The 23816-nt window shown below is 39.8% G+C and carries 21 protein-coding genes; 11 read left to right on the top strand and 10 right to left on the bottom strand.

What is annotated here, in order from left to right:
• Positions 1–2: 2 nt before the first annotated feature.
• Both purE and DI077_RS08915 read right to left on the bottom strand, forming a co-directional pair.
• Positions 3–494, bottom strand: a complete 492-nt coding sequence (purE, locus tag DI077_RS08910) for a 5-(carboxyamino)imidazole ribonucleotide mutase (protein WP_109019982.1) — start codon at positions 492–494, stop codon at positions 3–5.
• A gap of 46 nt (positions 495–540) precedes the next feature.
• A complete protein-coding gene (locus DI077_RS08915; RefSeq protein WP_109019797.1) occupies positions 541–1929 on the bottom strand; it encodes a UDP-N-acetylmuramoyl-tripeptide--D-alanyl-D-alanine ligase in 1389 nt (462 codons plus the stop codon).
• Positions 1930–1983: 54 nt separating this feature from the next.
• On the opposite strand from DI077_RS08915, the gene DI077_RS08920 reads away from it, so the two are divergent.
• The 3 genes from DI077_RS08920 to DI077_RS08930 are packed head-to-tail and all read left to right on the top strand — an operon-like array spanning position 1984 to position 5283.
• Positions 1984–3051 (top strand): Gfo/Idh/MocA family protein, encoded by a 1068-nt coding sequence (locus tag DI077_RS08920; protein WP_109019798.1) that lies wholly within the window; start codon positions 1984–1986, stop codon positions 3049–3051.
• Complete coding sequence (locus tag DI077_RS08925; protein WP_109019799.1) at positions 3048–4697, top strand: ABC1 kinase family protein; 1650 nt, start codon at positions 3048–3050, stop codon at positions 4695–4697. Before DI077_RS08920 ends, DI077_RS08925 begins: the two co-directional genes overlap by 4 nt.
• Before the next feature lie 16 nt (positions 4698–4713).
• On the top strand, positions 4714–5283 hold the full coding sequence (locus DI077_RS08930; RefSeq protein WP_109019800.1) for a lipoprotein signal peptidase: 570 nt from the start codon (positions 4714–4716) through the stop codon (positions 5281–5283).
• 2 nt (positions 5284–5285) lie between these two features.
• Here the strand turns inward: DI077_RS08930 and DI077_RS08935 are convergent, their stop codons facing one another.
• On the bottom strand, positions 5286–5993 hold the full coding sequence (locus DI077_RS08935) for a carbon-nitrogen hydrolase family protein (RefSeq protein ID WP_109019801.1): 708 nt from the start codon (positions 5991–5993) through the stop codon (positions 5286–5288).
• Between the two features lie 2 nt (positions 5994–5995).
• Positions 5996–7960: a hypothetical protein gene (locus tag DI077_RS08940; protein WP_109019802.1), complete on the bottom strand. Its 1965-nt coding sequence runs from the start codon at positions 7958–7960 to the stop codon at positions 5996–5998.
• Positions 7961–8112: 152 nt separating this feature from the next.
• On the opposite strand from DI077_RS08940, the gene DI077_RS08945 reads away from it, so the two are divergent.
• Genes DI077_RS08945 through DI077_RS08955 form a run of 3 tightly spaced genes read left to right on the top strand, consistent with a single transcriptional unit; the run spans position 8113 to position 11525 of the window.
• The gene (locus DI077_RS08945; protein WP_109019803.1) at positions 8113–8904 is read left to right on the top strand and encodes an AAA family ATPase; all 792 of its coding nucleotides are present in this window, start codon (positions 8113–8115) and stop codon (positions 8902–8904) included.
• Between the two features lie 3 nt (positions 8905–8907).
• On the top strand, positions 8908–10119 hold the full coding sequence (locus DI077_RS08950; RefSeq protein WP_109019804.1) for a VWA domain-containing protein: 1212 nt from the start codon (positions 8908–8910) through the stop codon (positions 10117–10119).
• A 59-nt stretch (positions 10120–10178) separates the two neighbouring features.
• Positions 10179–11525: a PrsW family glutamic-type intramembrane protease gene (locus DI077_RS08955; RefSeq protein ID WP_109019805.1), complete on the top strand. Its 1347-nt coding sequence runs from the start codon at positions 10179–10181 to the stop codon at positions 11523–11525.
• On the opposite strand, the gene DI077_RS08960 is transcribed toward DI077_RS08955, so the two are convergent.
• Positions 11522–12586, bottom strand: coding sequence for an LB_137 family protein (locus DI077_RS08960; RefSeq protein WP_109019806.1), 1065 nt, complete (start codon positions 12584–12586; stop codon positions 11522–11524). The genes DI077_RS08955 and DI077_RS08960 overlap by 4 nt on opposite strands.
• A 65-nt stretch (positions 12587–12651) precedes the next feature.
• On the opposite strand from DI077_RS08960, the gene DI077_RS08965 reads away from it, so the two are divergent.
• Together DI077_RS08965 and DI077_RS08970 are read left to right on the top strand one after the other, a co-directional pair.
• Positions 12652–14181: a PP2C family protein-serine/threonine phosphatase gene (locus tag DI077_RS08965; RefSeq protein ID WP_109019807.1), complete on the top strand. Its 1530-nt coding sequence runs from the start codon at positions 12652–12654 to the stop codon at positions 14179–14181.
• A complete protein-coding gene (locus DI077_RS08970) occupies positions 14178–15764 on the top strand; it encodes a tetratricopeptide repeat protein (protein WP_109019808.1) in 1587 nt (528 codons plus the stop codon). The genes DI077_RS08965 and DI077_RS08970 overlap by 4 nt, the downstream gene beginning before the upstream one ends.
• A gap of 6 nt (positions 15765–15770) precedes the next feature.
• Here DI077_RS08970 and DI077_RS08975 read toward each other — a convergent pair whose 3' ends face one another.
• Both DI077_RS08975 and DI077_RS08980 read right to left on the bottom strand, forming a co-directional pair.
• Positions 15771–16094 carry an STAS domain-containing protein gene (locus DI077_RS08975; RefSeq protein WP_109019809.1) on the bottom strand — a complete coding sequence of 108 codons (324 nt, stop codon included), beginning with the start codon at positions 16092–16094 and terminating at the stop codon, positions 15771–15773.
• A 107-nt stretch (positions 16095–16201) separates the two neighbouring features.
• Positions 16202–16381, bottom strand: coding sequence for a hypothetical protein (locus tag DI077_RS08980; RefSeq protein WP_109019810.1), 180 nt, complete (start codon positions 16379–16381; stop codon positions 16202–16204).
• Between the two features lie 98 nt (positions 16382–16479).
• Between DI077_RS08980 and DI077_RS08985 the strand changes: the two genes are divergently transcribed.
• Positions 16480–18576, top strand: coding sequence for a GGDEF/EAL domain-containing response regulator (locus tag DI077_RS08985; RefSeq protein ID WP_109019811.1), 2097 nt, complete (start codon positions 16480–16482; stop codon positions 18574–18576).
• 34 nt (positions 18577–18610) lie between these two features.
• Positions 18611–19390 (top strand): M48 family metallopeptidase, encoded by a 780-nt coding sequence (locus DI077_RS08990; protein ID WP_109019812.1) that lies wholly within the window; start codon positions 18611–18613, stop codon positions 19388–19390.
• Positions 19391–19445: 55 nt separating this feature from the next.
• On the opposite strand, the gene DI077_RS08995 is transcribed toward DI077_RS08990, so the two are convergent.
• On the bottom strand, positions 19446–20012 hold the full coding sequence (locus tag DI077_RS08995) for an MORN repeat-containing protein (protein ID WP_109019983.1): 567 nt from the start codon (positions 20010–20012) through the stop codon (positions 19446–19448).
• A 47-nt stretch (positions 20013–20059) separates the two neighbouring features.
• Entirely contained in the window at positions 20060–22081 is a 2022-nt protein-coding gene (locus DI077_RS09000; RefSeq protein WP_109019813.1) for an ATP-dependent helicase, read from the bottom strand.
• A 68-nt stretch (positions 22082–22149) separates the two neighbouring features.
• Between DI077_RS09000 and DI077_RS09005 the strand changes: the two genes are divergently transcribed.
• On the top strand, positions 22150–23241 hold the full coding sequence (locus tag DI077_RS09005; protein ID WP_109019814.1) for a response regulator: 1092 nt from the start codon (positions 22150–22152) through the stop codon (positions 23239–23241).
• 1 nt (position 23242) lies between these two features.
• On the opposite strand, the gene DI077_RS09010 is transcribed toward DI077_RS09005, so the two are convergent.
• On the bottom strand, positions 23243–23647 hold the full coding sequence (locus DI077_RS09010) for a hypothetical protein (RefSeq protein WP_135354865.1): 405 nt from the start codon (positions 23645–23647) through the stop codon (positions 23243–23245).
• Positions 23648–23816 lie beyond the last annotated feature (169 nt).

Consider the following 23816-nt stretch of genomic DNA (forward strand, 5'->3'; position numbering starts at 1 on the left):
AATTAAATCAACAAATCTTTGTTACGTGAAATAGCTTCTTCCTTGCTTTTTTCCGCATACAAAGAAAGATCCTCATGCAAACCGGGATTGGAAATGGAAAGAATCCGAATTGCCAGAAGAGCAGCATTGGCAGCACCGCTCGTTCCAATGGCAAGTGTTCCCACGGGAACACCTTTTGGCATTTGCACGATGGAAAGCAAACTATCCTGGCCCGAGAGTGCTTTGGATTGAACGGGGACACCTAATACTGGCAATGTGGTGAGTGCGGCAACCATACCTGGTAAGTGTGCGGCACCACCGGCACCGGCGATAATGATGGAATATCCGTTTTCCCTTGCACTTTTTGCAAATTCAAACATCAATTCGGGGGAACGGTGTGCCGAAACGATTTCCTTATGATAGGGAATGGAGAACTCTTCCAAAAGCTTGCAAGACTCCTTCATCGTTTCCCAATCGGAATAGGACCCCATGATGACAGCAACTTTTCCCTTGATTTCCGGCATAAACTAATTCTTTCAGAGTATCCTTAGATTCAAGCCTTTATTCTTCCCAATCGGCAACCAATGTTTCCATTTTCATGGAACGGGAGCCTTTGACCAAAATCACGGTCCCCTTTGAGGCATGTTCTTTGATCCATTTAACAAGGAGAATTCGATCATTTTCCGTTTCATCAAAAGACAGATTGAATCCTATTTTTCTCGCATTTGCGATTTCCCGTGCGTCTTTTCCGTAAGTAAGTAAAATCCCTTCGGGAAAATCTTTCAAAACAGTTCCCACTTTCCTGTGATAGTGTTTGGAGTATTTTCCCAACTCCTTCATAGTTCCAAGCACCCAAACCAGAGGTTTTCCCGAAGCGATTTGCACACTTGCGAGAATCGAGGATTCCATGGATTCGGGATTTGCGTTATAAGTATCGTTTATGATCGTATAATGTTTCTTTTGAATGTTCAATCTTTTGTCAGGGGATCGATAGGTTTCGATCGCTTTCACCAAATGGGCTTCGGGCAATTTCAAGTATTCTCCTATAGCCAACATTCCCCTAACATTGCTTAAAAGAGTGATCCCTGGAATTTTCCAGTGAACCTGATTGCCACGGTAAGATAGTAAGAATCCGTCTTTGGACTTTTTTAGAATTTTGAGATCGGATTTTTCGGATTGTTTCCAAAGAATTAGATTCTTTTTTTTCTTTTTAAGATAGGTTTTCACTTCACCCAAATAAGAGGCATCTTCCGGTAAAAAGAGCATACCCGACTCATCCATACCTTCCGTGATATCCGCTTTTTCCAATGCGATGTTTTCGGGCTTTTTCAAATACTCTATATGAGCCGAACCGATATTGGTAATGAGGCTGATGTTCGGATTTGCAATCCTGGAAAGTCTCGCTATCTCTCCCCGATGATTCATACCCATCTCGCAAACTACAACTTGAGTGGACTCAGTAATTCTGAATAAAGTAAAAGGTACACCTATTTCGTTGTTATAATTTTTTTCAGTAACCACCAAACTAGACTTAGGTAAAAACTGAAACAAGTTTCCGATCAGCTCTTTAGTTGTGGTTTTTCCGGAAGAACCGGTTACTGCAATGATCAGAGGGGAAAAGCGGTTTTTATGAAAATGCGCGAGCATTCCTAGACTGATCAGGCCATCTTTGACTAAAATTGCCTTTCTTTTGTCGGATTCGCTTAACTTTTGCAAGATGGGATTTCCCTTTTCACATAAAAAATAATCAGCTCCCCTGGAAATCGCATCGGGGATAAAATCATGACCATCCCTTTTGTCCTTTAAAGGAACAAACAGTGTTCCCGGTTTACACTCGACAGAGGAAGTGGAAATGAATTTGAAAAGAAAATCGGAATCCGGTCCAAAATCATTCTTTTGATTTAATACTTTGAGAACGGTAAACAAAGAATATCGAAAATGAGAGATCATATTACCCTTGACCATTCTGGATAAGATAGGAAGGATTTGGAAGAAAAACTTAAGATGTCAGATCGTAAAATCAAAGTCATTCTGGTTGGTTTGGGTAGAATTGCCAGTAAACTGGAACTGGACCCGCTTCGCAAAAAACCATGCACCCATGCAGGTGTGTTATTTTCCGGTTTCGGTAAAAAGAATTTCGAGTTGGGACTCGCCATTGAAACCAAAGAGGAAAGAAGAAATGACTTCCGGGACCAATGGGGTCTACCTCCCGAATTTCCGATTTTAGAAAATCTGAACCGGAAACAAATCGAAAGCTTCGCTCGCGCAAAATCTGCCTCCCATCTTGCCGTTATAGCAACACCGTCTTCCAGTCATTTCGATACAGCCAAACAATTATTAAATTTTGGAATTAAAAATCTACTCATTGAAAAACCTGTGGCACTTTCCAAAAAAGAAGGAGTCCTGTTGCGAAATCTGATGAACAAAAAGAACGCACGTATCTGGGTCAATCATGAAAGACGTTATCATCCTAGATATCTCTTTGTCCGCGATCTTTTGCAAAAAGGAAGCTTCGGAAAAGTACAATCCGTACGGGCGAATGTTTTTACTTCGGCAAAAAATCCAGGTTTAGCTTTTTCCAAATCGGGAGGAGGCCCTCTCCTTCATGACGGAACCCATGCTATGGACCTGATTCATTGGTTTTTTGGAAAACCAAAGCTAAATTATGCGAAACTTGTTTTCCCCAAACAAGGAACTATTGAAGACAGAGCTACCGCGTGGTTTTCAGCGAAGAACGGAATTGAAATTTATTTGGATGTTTCCGGTGGAAGGGATTATTTTCAATTCGAATTGGATATTTTAACCAATTCCCACCGTTTGATTTTATCAAATGACGGATTTCAATTCTGGGAAGGAAAAACTTCCGAACTTTATAAAGGTTTCCAAAGCTTAAGCCCGATCCAAATTCCAAAATTCCCGGATTCGGAAAAATCAAATGCATTTTTGGGGATTTATCAGGAAATCGTAGAGGTTATCCGAGGTAAAAAAAATAGACAAGAAGGCAATATTGAGGATAATATTCACATTCTGGACAGTTTAGAATCAATATATAATTTTAGGAAATCTGAATGAATCCGGAACCCAAAGTCCGTTCTTTAAGAATATACTCTTTTGTTTTTAAGACGATTTTTGCTTATTATCTTAGATCCAAACTTCTAAGAAAATTCATTTCGGAATCTTCCTGGGAGACAAAGAAAAAAAAATTCCTCTCGAAAAAAGGCAAAGAAGCAAAAGATATATTCTTTTCGTTAGGCGGAGTCTATATAAAGATCGGACAGTTCATCAGCAATTTATTTCATCTGTTGCCGGAAGAATTTTTATGGGAACTCCAGGACTTGCAAGACAGAGTTCCTTCAAAACCTTTTTCCGAAATTCAAAAAAGATGGCACTCCAATTTCTCCACACCAATGCAGGAAGTATTTCACGATATAGGTGTGGAAGCCCATGCAAGTGCTTCGACGGCACAAGTGCATATCGGTTATTATAAAGACAAAAAAGTAGCGATCAAGGTTCTTTACAACGGAATCGAAGAAGAAGCGAGAGCCGATTTAAAAACCATCAAAAAAATCATTTGGATCGTGGATCGTTTTTTGTTTTCAATTTCAGGAAGAGAAGTCGCAAAACAACTGGAAGAAATGATTCATAAGGAATTGGATCTGAGGAACGAACTGCATTATTTGCAAAAGACGATCCTTGCCTTTCAAACGGAAAAGGATTTTTGTTTTCCCGAACCCGTGGTTGAATTTTGCACAAAATCGATATTAGTTACAGAATTCATCGAAGGTAAAAAAATTTACGAAGTTCCACCTCATGAATTCGGAAATAGAAAAAATCCCTATTTGGAAAAACTCATTCGCGCCTATATGCTAATGATTTTCGAATACAGGTTTTTCCACGCAGACCCTCATCCCGGAAACTTGATTTTACTTGAAAACGGTCAACTCTGTTTTATCGACTTTGGAGCGGTTCAGGAAATCAGCGAAGACGATTCCAGAAACTTGGAAAGACTTCTCATCAGCTCCATGCAAAAAGATTACCATACTATGGCGGAAGTGTTGATAGAAATGGGAGCGGTGAGTGAAAATCTTAAGAAAGAAGAGTTATGTAAAATCCTTAAATACTCTCTGAGCAAACTCAATCGAATTCTATCCTCCACCAAGAATTTCAGAAATATAGGTTGGGACACATTGAAACCGGGAGAGGACTTACGTTTTCTACGTGAAATCCAAGTTAGTTTAAAAAGGCTTCTCGCTGCCTTACAACTTCCTCCCAATTTTTTAAGTTTACACAGGGTTCTTGCTCTTCTTATGGGAAATTTTTCCTATTTGGATCCTACCAGGTCTTTGTTCGAATATGCGGAAAAACCTTTCCAACAGGTAGTTTTGAAAGGCAGTTCCTGGAGAAAACGTTGGAGAGAGGAAGGGGAAGAAATTGTGGCAAGTGCACTTTCTTTGCCGAAAGAACTGAATGAATTTTTTTATAAGCTGAACCGTGGGGAATTTAAATTCCAATGGACCGAAGACAAAGATACTGCGGAACGCAAAATCCTTTTGCGAGAATTGCTTAGTTTCGGGGTACTCGGATCTTTATTTTTCTATTTCGGAATTTACTATGCAGAAAAATCCTGGAAAGAACCAAGTCTGTTATTTTATATGTTAGCAGGTCTTTCCTTTTGGTCTTTTGCGCGCTCCGCATGGGCTTATCAAAATAAAAAATAGTACAAGAGTGTTATCGATGCAATTTCCCGAACTTCCTAAAAAACCTTTTTTATCGGTTTATAAACCCCAATACATTGCCTTTGTGATCTTTGGGCTCATACTCGACTTGGCAAGCAAGTACATCATCATCAAAAAAATGCAAGCGTATGAAAGCATTCCAGTAATCGGAGATTTTTTCCGTCTGTCTTTAACATTTAACACCGGTTTTGTTTTTGGCCTATTTCAGAACAATGCACTTCCTTCTTTATTTGCGACTAGTTTCGCCATACTCTTTTTGATTTTTTACCGTTGGTCCAATTCCGATTTGGGGAATCCCTGGGGTTGGAATTTAGTGATGGCGGGTGCATTCGGAAACCTAAGTGACAAGTTCTTTGTGAAAATTCCCGGAGAAGGTTTTCGTTTCGGATTCAGCCCGGAAAGACCGGGAATCGAGTTCATCGGTGTGGTCGATTTTCTGGACTTTGAATGGCCGGACTTTCTACTCTTCGAAAGATGGCCTGCATTCAATGTGGCGGATTCTTGTGTATCGATAGGAATCGTACTTCTTCTCATCACAATGGATTGGAAAGAAGAAGCAAAAAAATAATCTTATAAAAAGAAATTGGAAGTAACCGTGACAGAGAGAGTTTTAAAAACCTCTTTGTCTTCTTCCATTTTTCCCACTTTCCAGTTTACTCCGGAAGGAGATGCATACAAACTCCTTCCTTTCTTATTTTCAGAAACCCCACAAACACGTATAATGTGAGTCTTCGTCTTCTTGGAAAGACCTGCAAAAAACTCCAAATCTTCTTCATAGGATCTTACACCTTGTTCCGAAGAAAGATGAAAAATCACTTCGATTTTATCTTTTTCAAAATGATCCCAAATAGACTGGTTATTAATATCCTCTCCAACCAAAATCCCGAACCGAAGACCACCCATAATAAAAATGGATTCTGTTTGGCCTGGAGATAATTCCGTTTCTTCCGGTCCCAACGTCTTTTTTTCGTAAAAATCGACTAAAACTACGGATTGAACGATGGGGGAAGCGGACACCAATTTGTCTTCTTCATTCTTTCTGTAATGGGTTCCTCCGAGTATGACGCCTTTGAATGTTTCTGAAATTTCAAGCAAATGATCTTGGTATTCTTTTTCATGTTTGGCCGCGGCACTGGGAGAATCCGCTTGGAAGAAAAAAGGAAAACTTTCCGGTAAAAGAAGGAAATTAGCCCTGGCAAGAGCTATCTTTCCTATTTCGTCTTTTGTGAATCGCTTGTGAATATTCTTTTGATAAATAGAAATTTTAATGGTTGGCATTCTTAAATTGGGTTTCCTTTGGGGAGGATGTCGTCATCATCATGATCGACATGTTCTAACTCATCAAGGTCTTCGTCTAAAGGATCGGAATCTTCTGAAGAGGAAGAAGTAGGCGGCACAGAAGCAACAGCACCAGGATTAGATGGTACCGCAGACTCCGTTTGGCCTCCTGCCAGACTAGATTCTTCCAGTCCGGGATTTTCGGCTGCATTTTCCTGCACTTCCATTCCGAAAGACTCTTTCATTTGTTCCGGAGTGAGCTCAACAAGACCACCGTATAAATCTCCCGATTCGATTCGATCAAACAAGGCCAATGCAAAACAATATGCTTCCATTACACATTGTTTGATGGGTTTTTTGTTCAACCGTTTGCGGGATTCCATCGCATCAAAAGTGATCACGTCATTCATATTCACAACGATCTCTTTTTTTGATTTCATATCTTTGATGAGGTCTAAAAGGATGTCCCTTGACTTTTGCGCAAATTCTTTGATTCCATTTCGAACTGTTCTGGATTGGCCGGTTCGTTTTTGCTCGATGGTCGTCAATTTTTTGGACGCCTCGATATAATTGGCACCGGGATTTGCCTTGTGTTTTTGCAATTCGCGAATCACATCAAGATAAATTCGATACTGATCCGTAACCGGTCTAGTGGATTCGTAAATATCCAACATCTTTTGACGGTAATCTATTTTTACTCCGTTCAAGTGAACCAATTTCAAATCTATTTTTTTGGTTGTTAATACGAAAGAATACTCATCGTCAAATTCTCTGAAATAAAAATAGGAAAGTAGAACCTTATCCGAATCGGGAACAAATCCGAATTCATTTTTCGGATCGAATTTTTTTCGAAGTTTGGCTATGGAATACATTTGCATAAGCCGAAGCCCGTAAGCTTCTTCTTTGGAAAGAGAAACAGGTTCTTTTTCGTCTTCTTTGGCTTTTTCTTTCTCTTCTTCCTGCTTTTTGGCTTCCTCAGCTTTCGCCTTCGGATCTATTCCGCCGGGAACGTTTTCACCCGCCTTTCTTTGACCTGGTCTGTCTTCCGGAACAATTCCGAGCAATGACTCCATATAACGGGAAACAAGCGGAATGTTTTTGTTTTCCGCCCGAATCACTACTAAGTATAACTTTTCAAAGAATGTATTGAATAATGTATCTATCTCTTGGGAGATTTTTCTTTTTTTGGAAGCATAAATCAATGCAGGTTTATTTTCAATTTTCTGCATTTCATCATAGGCTTGTAAAAATGATTTTTTCAATGTCTCTTGATAAGGATAGAGAATGTACATCTTTTTGAAGAGATTATAGATCGGTGTTTTTACTCTTTCGATTGCAACGGGAGATTCGGGAGCAACTAGAATCGGCTCGGTAATGTCCGTCAACTCAGGACCATTATAAAGTTTCTGACACATCGCGATCAGTTCCACAAGCAACGGATTGATCTTATCCAATTTCGCGGATAACCCTGGTGAGATGGAAGGATTTCCCAAAATCTCAGTAGCGCTGTAATTACACTCAATTAACGCCTGTTTGCCCTTAGTGCTAAACTCGTGCATAAAACCGGGAATCAAATCGCTGGAACCGAAAGCAGTGACCCTTCCCATCCAACATTTCAGTTTCACTGAAAATCGTGCGATAAAACTGGAAATTTCTTTCTCGTATTCAAGTTTAGGATCGACTGAAGGTTTGTTATCGCTACCACCCGAACCGGATTTGGAATCTCTTCCCGATCCGCCACCTGATCTGGATCTGGACTTTCCTTCATCACTGGAACCGCGTGAAACAGTACTTTGGCGGACTTTAGGCTCCGGACGATTGCGCTTGTTCTCTTCCTCTTTCGGATCAGGTTTCTCTTTTAAAACCTCACCCCCAGCGCTCACGAACTTGTTGAACATGTCCTTTCTGGCAGAGTCGTCCAGGCGATTTACGCCAATTGAGCGTTTTGTATTATCGAATTCTGGCATACTTATAATTTCGAACCCTTTACTAGATTAGAGAATTCAATTTCTAACAAAAAGCAATTTTTAATGGATTAATCCCTAAATTCTGGATAAATGGAGACTAGTGGGCCTGCAAACCCGGCCCTGAACCAATCAAAATCGACAAGGCAGATGAAATGGCTGATTATATTCTTTCTGATGAACTCAAAGAGGCGGTTTTAGTTGCAGAAATCACCCAAAGACCTCTTCTTTTAAAAGGAGAGCCGGGCACCGGAAAAACTCTTCTCGCGACTCATGTCGCCGAGTCCAAAAAATTACCTTTTTACAGATGGCATATCAAGTCGACAAGCCTTGCCAAAGAGGGACTCTATTTTTATGACGCAGTCTCCCGATTGAATGATTCCCGTTTTTCCGACGAAGCTACAAAACTAAGGGTTAGGGAAGTGAAAAACTATATCCAACTGGGGGCCTTGGGAGAGGCATTTTCATTTCCTAAAAGATCCGTAGTGCTGATCGATGAGATCGATAAAGCGGATATTGAATTTCCGAACGATCTGCTTTTGGAGTTGGATAAGATGGAATTTTTTATCCCTGAAACCAAAGAACATATAGTCGCAAAAGAAAGACCTCTTGTTATCATCACCTCCAATAACGAAAAGGAACTCCCCGATGCGTTCTTAAGAAGATGTATTTTTCATTATATAGAATTTCCGAATAGGGAAATCATGAAAGAGATAGTAAATTCCCATTTCCCAAAAATTGAAACCGAGTTCCTGGAGAAGGCGTTGGCAATGTTTTATTCCGTTCGAAGGATAGAAAGTTTGCGTAAAAAACCATCTACAAGCGAATTACTGGACTGGATTCAGGTATTACTCCACTCGGGTGAAAAATTGGAATCCAATACTGTTATCCCTTTTGCAGGAACTTTATTCAAGTCGGAAGACGACTATCGGGTTCATTTAAACTAAGTTATGTTTTTAAATTTCTTCTATACTTTGAGAAATGAGTCGGTTGCTTGTTCCATCGGAGAGCTTCTGTCATTTCTCATGTCTTTGCAAAAGCTAACTGATCCTGCCGGATATATTTCCATGGAAACTCTTTACAGGGTAGGTCGTTTGAATTTTGCAAAAGATATAAAGTATTACGACGGTTATGATTTGGCATTTTCCAAAACTTTCGGGGGACTTTCCGAAACAAGGATTCCCTTTAGAGAATCACTTCTGGAATGGCTGGAAGAAAAAGCGGACAGAATTTTATCCTCGGAACAAAAAGATAAAGCCCCGAACATGTCCATCGAGCAGGTGTTAGAAGAATTAAAAAAAAGACTGGAAGAACAAAAAGGCCGCCATGACGGGGGAAACAAATGGGTGGGAACTTCCGGAACTTCTCCTTTCGGAAACTCAGGATTCAATCCGAACGGACTAAGTATCGGTGGGGATATGGAAGGAAAGGGTGCTCGCACAGGAATCAATCTTTGGACGGAAAGAAACTACCGGGCCTATAGGGAAGACGAAATTTTGGATACACGTTCCATCCAAATCGCTTTAAAAGAAATCAGAGTCCTGCAAAAAGAAGGCAGAAAAGAAATTAACATAGATAAGACGGTAAAAAGAACCTGTGAAAACGGGGGTGATATCGAAATCATCGAAGAAAGATCAAGAAAAAATGCATTGAGATTGGTTTTGATCCTCGACATAGGAGGAAGTATGACCCCTCATTCCGATCGGGTGAGTAAACTCTTCAGTGCCAGTAGAAGTTTGTACCACTTCAAAGAAGTTCATAACTTTTTCTTTCACAATATCTTTCATGACCGCTTGTATGAAACGCACGAGTTTAGCAAAAGTATCACTCTGAAACATTTTGAAGAAAGGTTTCGCAAAAACACAAAACTCATATTTGTAGGAGATGCTTATATGGCTCCTTACGAACTGATGAGTGCTCCTTATAATCCGTATTCCTATCATAGAGAATCTCAGGAAGAGAAAAACAGAAAAAGAAAAAGCGGTCTTGATTCCTTGAAAGAGTTGATTGAAAAGTTCCCGGATTCCGTTTGGTTGAATCCGGAACCTAAGAAATTTTGGACGGCACCGACTATTCAGGCAATCGAAGATGTAGTGACAATGTATCCTCTCACCATAGATGGCATTCGCAAATCTGTCAGAAAATTATTGGGTAAATCCTAACGAAGAAAGATCCTTTCTTTCAATTTGGCGATTATAAATGTCGTTAATAAAGATACGATATGGCATCATTTTTAAATTTTTCAAGTTTGGTCATGTTTTTGATCAATTTTGCCACTCTCGTATTTTATTACTCATTTTATCGGTTTCATTTCTATCGTCATTCCGAATCTTATTTACATTATACTGCGATTGCATTTTCCATTTTCAGCGTAGGCATCGCTCTAGCATTACAGTCATTAGTATTATCAATCAATCCTTATCCAGGACATGAATTTAAAGCGATTGTACTTTCCGGAGCAGTGGAAGAATTTGCCAAGCTACTCGGGATTTATCTTTTCTTTCGCAAAAACCAGGATGAATTTACCGTAACTGACGGTATTTTTTACGGATTGGTTTTAGGAGGAGGTTTCGGACTGCTCGAAAATATTCTCTACTTCATCGATTCGGGTCTTTGGTCTCAGGTGCTCAGATCCATTACGGCACTTCCCATTCATATGATCAACGGAGGTCTTATCGGTGCCTTTCTTATGATTTTCCTATTCTCCGGTAATAGAATCTATCGTTTCATAAGACTCTTTATCGGAATCGGTTTTTGTATTTTCATACACGCTCTTTATAATTATTCCTTATTTACCGATTCCGGTATCACATCGATTTTACCGTTTTGTATTTTGGTTTTGTTCTTCATATTAGAGGTAACAATTGCTAAATCAAGAATCTTGTTACCCGGCTCGGTTTTGAAACTCATGAATATGACAGTGGAAGACTATGAAATCTTGAGTAGGCATAACAGACATGAGGGTTGGATTCAAAATGTCCAAAAACATATCCTGAATGAAAATATCAGTTTGTTCCAAATCCCGAACATCCGGGTCAATTTACTGACTGCTTTTTTTTTGGTTCCTTCCATTGTTTCCATTCTTGTGTTGATCTATCATCCGGAGTGGATCACCCGTACGTTTACAGATCTTGAAATCAAAGATTATTTCGCATTGTTTGTAATTTATCCGGCGGTCATCGGGATCATGTTTTTTTTCGGAGGGGTATTGAATCCTTATTTTTTCAGAGATAGGATGCTTGCGGTCCCATTGTTCGGATCAGTGGATTTGAAATGGGAAAACGATGAAGAAAACACTTCTCTGTTTTATATCTATTTAAACCAATTTTATGTCCCTGTTTCCAAAATCTACCCACCTAATACAAGAGTGATATTCGATTTATGGGTAGGGGTGACTTGTTATAAAAATATAAAAGGCAGAATCATTTGGTCCAAAGAAAACATGGAAGGCAACTGCGGAGCTATGTGCGAATTGGATTCAATCGAATGGAAGTATTTGATACATTGGAACCTGATTCGTTCCCGCCAAAATCTAAAGAACCTATTTGTGAGGAAGAGTCAAAATTAAAATCTGGATTCTACTTCGAGAGTGTATTGGATTTGTTCTTTAGAGGCGGCTCCTCCATAACCCCTGTTTTGTGAAATGACTCCTGCTTTTGCGTCAGCCTTCAACCATACGGAACCGGTATTTCCGTCTTTGGATTCCACTTGTCCGATATAAAAATTATCAAATAAAGAATAAGCGAGAACAGCCACTAGTATCCCGCTGTACATTTGAAATCTTTGATTGTGAAAATCATATCTATCAGTTGAGAGGACATTACTCACGACATACACTCTACCGTCGGAACCGGGAATAAATTCCTGGCTTCCATTGATAGCCTGGACAGATTGATTGTATTCATAAATCATTCCCAAGGCGGATAGTGCTGCCGTTCCGAAAATCAAAGTGGATTTGCCGTATTTTTTTTCCGTAAAAGGTTTGTACCCCGGAATCAGCTTCACCGAATTGGTGGTTAAAAATTCCTTCACCTTGTTTTTTTTAGGAATGGAAAAAGTTTCAAAATTTTCCAATTCGACAATCACTGTCTTTTTGTCTTTCTCGTTTGATATCAATTCCAATCGATTTTCTTTAAAGGATTTCAAGCCGGCAAACCCGCTGAAGTTTTTGGATTTCCAGAATCCGGATGTACCCTGTTCCAAAAACCTGATGATCTCTTGGCCCGGAACATTTCTGATATTCAATGATTCAATCAAAGGAACCGGAAGTGATTCCAATTGAAGAGGGCTTTCCTGGTAGGAGAAGGAAATTTTTTCGGAATTTAATTTATGAAGAAATAGGTCGCATCTTTCCTTTCCCCATGGCTTTGTTTCCATACAGAAAGGAATTCCGTCATAGCCGACTTCCACTCCAATGACTTCCTGAAGAGGATATTTACTTACTTTGCCTTCTTCTTGCCATTCCAACTGAGTAGTTGTAACAGTGAGCACACGTCCGTTTCTTATCTCACCTGATTTCAGCTTCAATTTATCAGCGAAAGAAGGTAAAACCGATAAAAGAAAAAGAAGAGAGAATACTATACCCTTGTTGTTTTTTCGGGAAGAATGAATGTTCGGAATGCCTGTCAAAGTTGCTTTTCTCTATTTTATGATAGATTTATCTATCTGAATTATCGACAATATCAATAGCCGCCGTGACGAAAAGTAAAATCAAAACTACGAATTCTCTCCGATTTAAAATCGGTCTATTCTATTCACTTTTAGCCCTTCTCAATATCATTTTTTTCACAGTGATGATATTCGAAAACCAATCTGATTTGCTTTTGAAAAATTTCCAATTTCAGTCTGAAAATTTGGCAAATACGATACTCGCCGATCTGCAAAATATCGGAATTACAGAAGAAAGAGACGAAGTATTTGAAGTTTTTCGTAAAACTTTAAAGTTATACGATATAGAAAAATTCCTTATTTTCCAGCAAGACGGTAGGGTATGGCTGCAGGAACCTTTTTCAAACGAATCAACTTCACAGGTGTCGGAATTCTTACTTCGGAAATCTAAAGAAGTGTCGGCAGACAAAGACGGAAGTTTGTTTAAATCACGATACAATTTGGATTTAAATGAGAAGGATTTCACCGTTGACTTTTTACTTCCCATCCATTCCAAAACCGGGGAAGAGATTTTCCTATTCACACATTTCAATATTGCTTCCATCCAGGAAAGATTGAAACAGCTCTACATCCAAGTGGCCTACGCGGTTGTCTGGGGTGTGGTATTCCATTTGATCTTTGCCATATTGGTCTATCGTGCGATTTTCAGAAGGGTGGATATCCTGGATTCCGCTTCTAAAAAAATGGCGATGGGAGAGTTGAAAACCAGGATAGAATGGAATTTTAAAAACGAAGACGAGTTGGACAATTTGGGCCGTTCCTTCAACGGAATGGCGGAAGAAATCGAAACCAAGGTCAATACGATTACCAAACTGAACGATGAAATCGGCCAGGAGCTTCAGATCGGAAAAGAAGTTCAGGAACTGTTTTTACCGTCTAACAAAAAATACAAAAAGTTCAAAATCGGAAAACTTTACAGACCGATGCGCGAAGTATCGGGAGATATTTATCAATACTTTCATTTTGAAGAAGAAAAAGATAGTAGCGAATCCTATTGTTTTTTTCTAGCTGATGCTTCCGGACACGGGGTTTCCGCTGCATTAGTAACAGTTGTTATGGCGATGTCGCTTCAATCCATTGTTAAGGAAAATCATTCTCCCATACATGCGATCAATAGTCTGGGCGAGGTCATCGCAAACAGACTGCAGGCGTCTTTCTTTGCGACGGGAGTATTTGTGGTTTTTAACGAACCGGGCAAAGTGAAATTTGTAAATGCCGGTCACAATGCTCCTTTTATCATCAGACCATCAACCAAAGAAGTCAGGTACATCGACAGTTCCGGACCTCCGTTGGGAATGGGAGACGATATCCAATACTCTTTGGATGAGTTTTCGGTCGAGCCCGGAGACAAAATCATACTTTATACCGACGGTGTGGTCGAAACTCCGGTCAAAGAAGGCGGACTTTTCGGTTTGGAAAGATTCGTTGAAATCGTCTTAAATCATATAGACGATTCCAATTCGGAGATTGTGGAAAAAGCGATGGAAGAATTGGAGCTGGCTCACGAAGAATACAAAGACGACGTGACTATGATTATCATTGAAGTACCGGAATGAGAAAATTTCTTTTTTTCCTAATCTTTATCCTATTATTCGGATTTTTCGGACTCGCATCACAATCGATAGTTGGTGTGAAGCTCCAGGAACTTAGATTCGGAATTCTCAGAGACCAGTTGATGAATTATGAGTTATCTTCCCAAACTTTGCGGGAGAGGCTCAAACAAATGTTCCTTTCCAAAGATGATTATCTCCAGGAAGTAAAAGTGAATATCCTCGAATCCGGGATTATGAACTCGGAAACAAAGGGTTTGGAATTGGAGATGAGCTGGAGGGATAAGTTCGGCCTTGCTGTGATCAATGCGGTTCGAGCTTTGAATTTTAAACCCTTTTTGGAACTGGAAGAACAACAGAAAACGATCATCAGGTTGCAATTTGCCTTTTATATGGAAAGAACCCGCAAGTTTTCCATATCCAGCAAAAAGTATGAAGAGCTGGAGGAGATTCTGGAAGGATCTCTTGCTGACGAGCTGGCATTTACATTACTTCACAACGGATATTGTTTGGTAATGATGGGAGAAAGGGAAAGAGCCTACGTTAAACTAAAGAAAGCAATCGACATCTTTCCCGGAACCCATTATGCCGAAAATGCGGAACTACTTATCAGTTTTTTACAGGAAGGTGATAAGAGAAAATTGGATTTGAAAACTTCCAATAAAAAACCGGAAGAACTGGCTTATTCCCTTTTTCAAGCGGGAGATTATGAAGAAACCTTGAAAACCCTCGAGTCTCTTCCTAAACTCACCAATGACCAATCCTATATCAAAGCCCGTTCCATGGAAGAATTGGGCAAAACTTCCAATGCGGTGAAGGAATACATCCAACTTGTTAAACAAAAAGACAATAAGGAAGTTGCAATTCGCGCCAACAGACGACTCCTTCTCATCGGAAATTTTTACCAGGAAAACAAATCCCTGGTTGAATTCAGTAAGGGCGAAGCGGAAAAGTTAGGCGATGATAAGGCTGCGAAACAAATTGAAGAGGGTAAATCCTTAGTCTTAAAACCTATCATTATAGAAAAAATCCTAAAAGCGGAAACCGGAAAAACAGGCACGGAAGAGGCCAAAGAGCTGGCGGAAATCAAGGAAAACCTAAAAGACTCGTTGGAAGAATCCAAAGTTGAAACAAAAAAACTACTCACCGTAGTAGAGGAAGAAAAAATCCCTATTCTGAAAGAAGAACTTCCCATAGAAGAAAAAAAAGAAGAGAAACAACCTGTCGAAGTAGTCAAGGTTGAAAAAAGAAAAATCCCGAATGTCGCCGTTGTAAGACCAGAAGAAAAAGGAAAACTGCAAGTTCGCCTAACGGATGGTAGAGTGATTGCTTGCGATTCTCTTCGCACGAACGGCAAAATCGCCAGTTTGAAATTAGGGGATTTCAGCTTGGAACTTCCGATTGAATTGATCAGCTCGGTTTTGACAACTGTTCCGAAGGGAGACAAAGGCCTTCTAGTGGAAGAAAAAGGAGGGAAATCTACGATATTTGACAAACTGGAGAGGAATAAAGAGGGGGAGTGGTTTAGCTCAAAGAAACTGGAAACCAAAATCCAAGACTCGGAGCTAAAGGAAGTGAAAGTAAACTAAGAAGGCTTAAGGAAGGTCGCCTTCTCCATTCAAAATAGTAAAAAACTTATCCAAACTGGACAATTTCAAAATCACCATAACGTCTTGGCTGACATTGAGTAGGAAAAAAGTTCCTTCTTCTGATTTAAGCTTTTTTTGTAGATTTGCAAGAAGCGCAATACCGGAAGAATCCAACAATTTGATATTCACCATATCAATGGCAACTGACTCTGCGCCATCATCTATGATTTTATGAAGCTCTTTTTTAAGCGCTGGGGCTGAATAAATATCGAGGGAACCTTCTAAAGTAACGACTGTATGATTTTTAACTTGTTTTGTTGTGAAATTCATTGAACTTCCTGCTAGCTTTATTAGTCTCGTCAACCATCCTAAATTTGTAAAGACTTTTTGTACGAAACCGCAAGGAGATGGCTCACCTTTCGAGATTAGGTATTTGACTAAGTTTTTAATTTCTTTAGAATTTCAGTGAGAGCTTGGTTATAACCATCAAACCCTCCCTTATCATAATCGTTCAAATCACGATAATCCAAGTGAGCGATATCCTGGAGCATTCTTTTCAGTTCATTTTCCAGATAAGCTTTCTTCAGATAGATTGAATCAAAAGATTTCGGGTGCACGGTATATTAGATGTAAATTTTCAAAAAATCAAAACGTTTTCCAGTAGAATTTTAATCTTAAGGTTGATTCTAATCGATAAATTTTATCTTATTAGGATATGGGAAGCCCACTCAGTCTGCTCGTTGTCGAGTCAGACACTCAAGAAGTATACCGGCTGATTCGAGAGATCAAAACACACGGCTTTTCCCCACTTTACCAGGTAGTCTCATCTTGGAAGGATTGGGAGGAGAGGGTGGTCGAAGAAGACTGGGATGCCATAGTCTGTAGCATGGATTGGCAGGACGGAAAAACGGCTCAGGATCTGCTAGCCGACCTTAGACAAAAAAACCTGGATATTCCTTTCATTGTAGTCGCGAAAGACAGTGTGTTGAACAACGCACTTCAGGTTATGCGAGCGGGAGCCGCCGATATCATAGAACATTCCAGTTTGTTTCGACTCCCTCTGGTCTTGGAAAGAGAAAGAAGAGAGCTTGTTTACAGACGGGAAAAAGAAATCACAACGAACTATCTAGGCGAGTCTTTACGGGAAATTCAATTCCAAAAATTCGCACTGGATCAAGCGACGATCGTTTCTATAACAGATGCAAGCGGAATCATCACTTATGTGAATGAAAAATTTTCCTCAGTATCGGGTTATCATAAAGAGGAACTGATCGGCCAGTCCCATCGGATTCTAAAGTCGGATGATAAAACTTTGGAAGAATGGAAAGAGATGTGGGAGGTGATTCAAAAAGGCAAAGTATGGAGAGGGGAAATCAGAAATATCAAAAAGGACGGTAACTTCTTTTGGGTAGATACTACAATTGTGCCTTTTTCCGCCCCGGACGGATCCATCTTTCAATACATTGCCATTCATCATGATATCACGAACCGTAAACTCGCGGAAGACCAACTAACGCACGATGCATTCTATGATAGCCTGACTGGTTTGCCCAACAGAGCTCTCTTTTTGGCCAGAATCGAACAAAGAATTTCCGAATACAATTTAAACTCGAAAGGATTTCCTATAGTTGTTTCCGTAAATATAGATAATTTCAAACGGATCAACAACTCCTTGGGAAACGAATCCGGCGATGATATTCTTCGTATCTATGCGAAAAGAATAGTATCCGTCTCCGGGGGTAATGCAACAGTCACAAGGCTCGGCGCGGATACGTTTGCCGTACTTGTTGTGGATTTTCTATCATTGAATGAAGCAAATGATTTTGCAAATAAGCTCTTGGACTATCTGAAGGAAATCATTCCTTATAACGGGTATGAGATTTATCTGACGGCTTCTTCCGGGATTGCCGCATTCGGTATGGCTGGAAAAGAAGCGGAAGAAATTTTGAAGAATGCGGAAATTGCAATGTTTCATTCCAAAGAAAGTAAAATCGGAACCGTTTCCAACTTTTCCCAAACTATGCAGGAAAAAATCCATTACCAATTGGAGATACAAAACGATTTAAAAAAAGCGATCGAAAGAAATGAATTTGTAGTTTATTACCAACCGATTTACGATTTGAAAGAAAAAGAAATTGGGCATTGGGAAGCATTGGTTCGTTGGAAACATCCCAAAAAAGGGCTGGTTCCTCCCGTTGATTTCATTCCGATGGCGGAAGATTCGGGCCTCATCGTCCCTCTCACCAAATACGTATTAGACGACTCATGTTTATTCGTAAATGAAGTTTCATTTGTGACGGAAAAAGTTTCGGTCGCGATCAATCTATCGGCGGAAGTTTTCCAGCATCAGAATATATTCCATTGGATCGTGGATGTTCATAATAAAACGGGAATTCCATTCACTTCTTTGCAAGTGGAAATAACCGAAAGTCTTGCAATGAAAAATATGAACGAAACCATACCCATCCTTTCTAATCTGAGGGATTTGGGAGTGAAAATCGCTTTGGATGATTTTGGAACCGGATTTTCTTCCCTTTCTTATTTGGAAAAACTTCCACTTTCCACAGTAAAAATGGATAAATCGTTTTTGAATAATGTCGTCCCGGGCTCCAAGGAGGCATTACTGTTGATTTCCATCATTCATATGGCGCATGATTTGGGATTGAAAGTAATTGCGGAAGGAGTGGAAGACAAAATCCAATTTGATTTACTTGCGGATTATAAATGCGATATGATACAAGGGTATTTGATTGCAAAGCCGATGGCATTGCAAGAAGCCAAAGAATTCGTGAAAGACTTTAAACCCATATAGGCTGAATTAAAAAACAAAATAAAGAAGAGAGAGTATGAACTATAAAAACCTATTTTATTCCGCTACGGTTATTTTCGCACTAAGTTGCCAAACTTCGCCGACAGGCAGAAAACAACTGTTACTCGTTAAGGACCCCGATATGAACACGATGGGAGTTCAAGCATTTGAAGAAATGAAAAAGAAAACTCCCATCGATACGGGAGAGGCCGTCAATCGTTACGTGAATTGCATCGTTAATGCGGAATTGCAGGTGACTGAAGACGACACCGGTGTGGAATCCTGGGAAGTGGTTGTTTTTCGGGACAGCACTCCGAATGCATTCGCGTTACCTGGTGGAAAAATAGGTGTGCACACTGGTATTTTGCCAGTGGCAAAAACGGCCGACCAGTTAGCAGCTGTTTTAGGACATGAAATCGGTCACGTGATCGCAAGGCACGGGAATGAAAGAGTTTCTCAAAACCAAATCGCCGGCGGGGCGCAATCCATTGTGAAAGCATTGGGAAAAGACCAGGCGGCGGGAGTACTTGGAGCGGGGATGCAGTATGGTGTTCTGTTACCGTTTTCAAGAACGCATGAATCCGAAGCTGATATCATTGGACTCGATATCATGTCAAAATCGGGTTTTGATCCGAAAGAAAGCGTTACCTTATGGAAGAATATGAGCGCACTGGGAGGAAGTAAAACAAACGAATTTCTTTCCACTCATCCTTCCGATGAAACGAGAATCAAACAGCTGAATGAAAAAATGTCCGAGTCTTTGCAGAAATACCAGATAGCAAAGTCGAGTGGAAAACAACCGAATTGTAAATTGTAAAAGATGAAATCACCTTTCCCGAGAATCTTCGGGAAAGGGCCTAAGGGATCTTAGTTTATTCGCAAAGAAGTTTTCTTGCTTGTACTTTGCAATTGCGAGGCTTTCCGTCCTCGATCAGAGTTCCAGTTCCTTCCATCCCATCGTTGGTAAAATCACCATTCAACGATTTGCCATCTTTGAAATTGTAAGTTCCTTTTCCGTTGATGCCTCCGTCTTTGAATTCTCCGACGTATTTGTCTCCGTTTTTGAATTGGTATTCTCCGGGACCTGATCTTTTGTCTTCTTTGTAAATGCCAGAGAATTTTTCTCCGTCGGTATAAACAAAATTACCTTGTCCTTCTCGTTGGTCGTTTTTGAAAGAACCTTGGTAAATATCACCGTTCTCGTAGATGTATTTTCCGATTCCGTTGACGCAATCTCCTTCCACACAGCCGAACTTCTTTTCATTCGAGTCTTGTTTGTTTGGATCTTGTACATCTATGTTTTCAACACTTCGGTTGGATTGTTCCGTGCCTTCTTTGTTTGCCTCTCCCTCTTTGGGAGTAGAAGAACAAGAAATGAAATAAAAAAAAGAACCGAAAATAAGTAGTGATAATGTCCTCTTCCAAGAGAGTGATTTCATGAAAACCTCCGAACTATCCAATATTGGACTTAAAAAAAAATAGAAAATCAATTCAAAAAGTAATTTTGAATGTCCTGAAATCGGCCTTGTTTTTGTATATTTTCCGACTTGATTGCATCGGAAGATTTATCGTATTCTCTTGTTTCGACCAATTCATCCAAGTTTTCCAATTCGGATAAAAATCGCGTAACAGATTGAAATTGAATGTTTTTTTTCTCCAACTGAAGAGGGGCGGTAAGATAAAGCTCTTCTTTGGCGCGAGTGATTCCCACATAGAACAGCCTTCTTTCTTCTTCCAAATCCTCCACAGTACGAATCCAATTCGAAGGAAGTTGGCCCTCCAGTAGATGCACAAAATATACGATTTTCCATTCCAATCCTTTCGCGGAATGAACCGTACTAACCGTAACATATCCCTCTTCTTCGCGATCTTTGTCCGGAGAATCTAACAAAGATTCCGTTGTCTCCAGACTTAGGAAACCCAAATAATCGGAAAGCTCGGAATATTCTTTGGTGAGTAAATGCAAAGATTCCAAATCATCAGATCTTTTTTTGGCATCATCGTAAATTTGTTCCAAGAGGGGAAGGTAGTATTCCAAAATACTTTCCAACGCTTTCGAAGGAGAAATAGGTCCGTCTTTACCGATCCCGTGCAAAAGATCCAATAATTTTGAAATATTCGATTTTGCTTCGTTTTGAAAACCGATCCAAAAGGATTCTTCTTTCCAGAAAAGATTTTCCAATTCAAGAGAATCCTTTTGTAAAAGACTTAAAAACAGACTGGTTTGTTTGGGACCGACTCCGGGCTCAAGATTCAAGATACGATTCCAGGAAAGCCAGTCTTTCGCATTGACCAGAATTTTCAGATAAGAAATCACATCTTTGATATGGGATTGTTCCAAAAACTTTCTACCGCCAAACTTACGATAGGGAATACCCTTATGATTCAACTCAAGTTCGATCAAGTTAGCATGCCATCCGGAACGAACCAATATGGAAATATCCTTAAACGCGATTCCTGATTCATTTTGTTCCAGAATCTTTTCAGAGATGAAAGTCGCTTCCTTTTCCGCTGTAGTCAATTTCATAAAAACAGGTTTTTTAGAAGTGGTTTTTTTGTTCGTATAAAGGTTCTTATCGTATTTTTCAACAAACTTGGATAAGGCGGAATTCGCCAGATGTAAAATAGGGGAGGAGCTTCTGTAATTTTCTTCCAAAGTGATTTTTTTGGTATTCGGGAATATTTTCGGAAAATCGAGGATATTGCGGACGTTCGCCCCTCTGAATCCGTAGATACATTGGGCATCATCACCTACAACCATTATGTTTTCGTGGATGCTTGCGAGCAAACAGGCAATATGTGCCTGAATCTTGTTTGTGTCCTGGTATTCATCTACAAGAACATGTTTGTATACGCCGGATAGATACTTTCGAATATTCTCATTTTCTACCAAAATTTGTTTCGTAAGTCCTAATAAATCGTCGAAATCCACCGACTGGTTTTGTATTTTCAGGGATTCGTATTTTTCTTTGATTGTTTGGATCTCTTTGATTTGCGATAAGAATTGGGCATAATCCTTCGTTAGAATTTTTTCTATAGAAGTTTGATTGTTGAAGGAAGAAGAAAATATTTCATGAAGCGTTTCTTTTTTAGGAAAACGTTTTGTCTGTTTTTGCATTAAAACGGAATCGCGAGCCATGCCTGTTAGTTGGATGGCATCCTCTTCGTCAAGAATCGAAAAATTCGGTGAATGTCCCAGTACCTGAATGTATTTTCTGAGGAAAAGATGGCAAAATGAATGAAAAGTTCCTCCCGTCACCGAATTCATCCGGGTGTCGAGCAAAGCCGAGGCTCTCTGCAACATCTCCTTTGCAGCTCGCCTTGTGAATGTTAGAAGCAATAAGGATCTGGGGTCTTCTCCCGAATTGACCAAATGAAGAAGACGATGCACCAAAGTATTTGTTTTGCCGGTTCCCGCTCCTGCAATGACTAGTACGGGTGAACCGGTCCAAAGAACCGCTTCTTTTTGAGCGGAATTCAATGTGGTCTCTTTTTTCACTGGTATCATGTTTTTATTTTTGATTCGATTGACAAACTAGAAAAATCGGACCTAGATAAAATGCTCCCCTTAATTCTATGGTAACCGACGTAGTTTCCCAAACATCCCCCAAGAGGGTTCTCGTTGTTGAAGACGAACGGATTATTGCCATCAATATCTGTTCTACTCTCAAACAATTCGGTTATTCATCCGAATACGTATCGGAAGGTCAAGCGGCAATCGACTGCGTAGACAACCAATTATTTGATCTGGTTCTCATGGATATCATGTTAAATGGTGAAATGGACGGAATCGAAGCCGCAAAGATCATCAAAAGAAGAAAAGATCTTCCCATTATCTATCTGACAGCCTACTCCGACGATTCCACTTTGGACCGGGCCAAATCCACGGAACCTTTCGGATACCTCATAAAACCGTTTAACAGCCGTGATCTGTATATATCTGTGGAAATGGCGATTTACAAATCGCGTATTCAAAAACAGCTGAAAGATTTTCAAAATAAATTATCCGAAACGCAAAAATGGGAAACAATCGGACTCGTTGCCGCGAGTATTTCCCACGATATCAACAATCCTCTCACTTCTATTTTAAATCTCGCAGAACTGGTAGCAAAAGAAGCTTCCCAAATCGGAAAACAATCCATTAGGGAACATGCGAAAAAGATAAGCAGTGAATCGGAGCGAATCGCAAAGATTATAAAAAATCTAGTTTCTTATTCCCAAACAACTTCCACTTTGCTCACTTATTCCGATCTTTATCAAATTATGTTGGAGACCAGATCCTTTTTGCATCAATATTTTTTAAAAGAAGGAATCCAGTGCGAAATCGAATCGGAAAAACTTCCTCTTTATTTTTGCCAAAGCCAAAAAATCAAACAAGTATTTTTGAATCTACTGCAAGATGCCCGCGGAAGAGTGTTGAACAATACCGACACAACTGACAGAAAAATATCGATCCAACTTCAATCGGAAGAAACCACCGATGAAAAAAGTATAAAAATTCAAATCATTGATAATGGGAAAATAGATCCGTCCAAACTTGCCCCCAGCCAAAATAGTTTGGACATCACACAGAATCTGATTGAAGAACATAAAGGAAAATTAGAGAGGACGGAACTTGCGGACGGTGGGATTTGGATGATCACTTTCCCGATTTCTGAAAAAAACTAATTCAAGGAACTCTGGATTTGATTCCTTCCCTTATTTTTTCATTACCCTCTTTCGGATCGGAGCTTTCCGTAGTATTATCACCTTCTTCATAAATGGATTCCAGGAAAGCCTCGATTCTCGCAGAATGAATCAACCAATGATCTTCGCAAAGCAGGCGTTCTATATTCTTTTTAAAGTCCCTGAAATAAAACTCAGTCAACTCTAGATTCCCTGAGTAATCAAATAAGATGGCAAGACAAATCCGATATAGAATTTCATTCCTAAGTCCCAGATCGGAATCGGATCTCAGGTCTTCCCATTTTAACTGATTATTTATTAAAATAGGTCGTTTGTTTTTCCCTTCGTGAACATAAACATGGTAATTGACCGTTCCAGGAATTCTTTCCCCTGAATATGTTTTGAGCATGAAAACTCTCCCGAAAGTCTCGGACTTTTGCATGAAAATTATGTCCGTTTTGAGTCCGGATGCAAACCCTTTTCTGGAAATTTTGTCAAATTTATCAGACTCATTTTATTGGTTTTCACCGGCAGAAAAGTTGCGGATTTGCTTTTCCCATTGATTTTTTGGCAAGAGT

Origin of the sequence: Leptospira kobayashii (assembly GCF_003114835.2) — a bacterium.
Classification (GTDB): domain Bacteria; phylum Spirochaetota; class Leptospiria; order Leptospirales; family Leptospiraceae; genus Leptospira_A; species Leptospira_A kobayashii.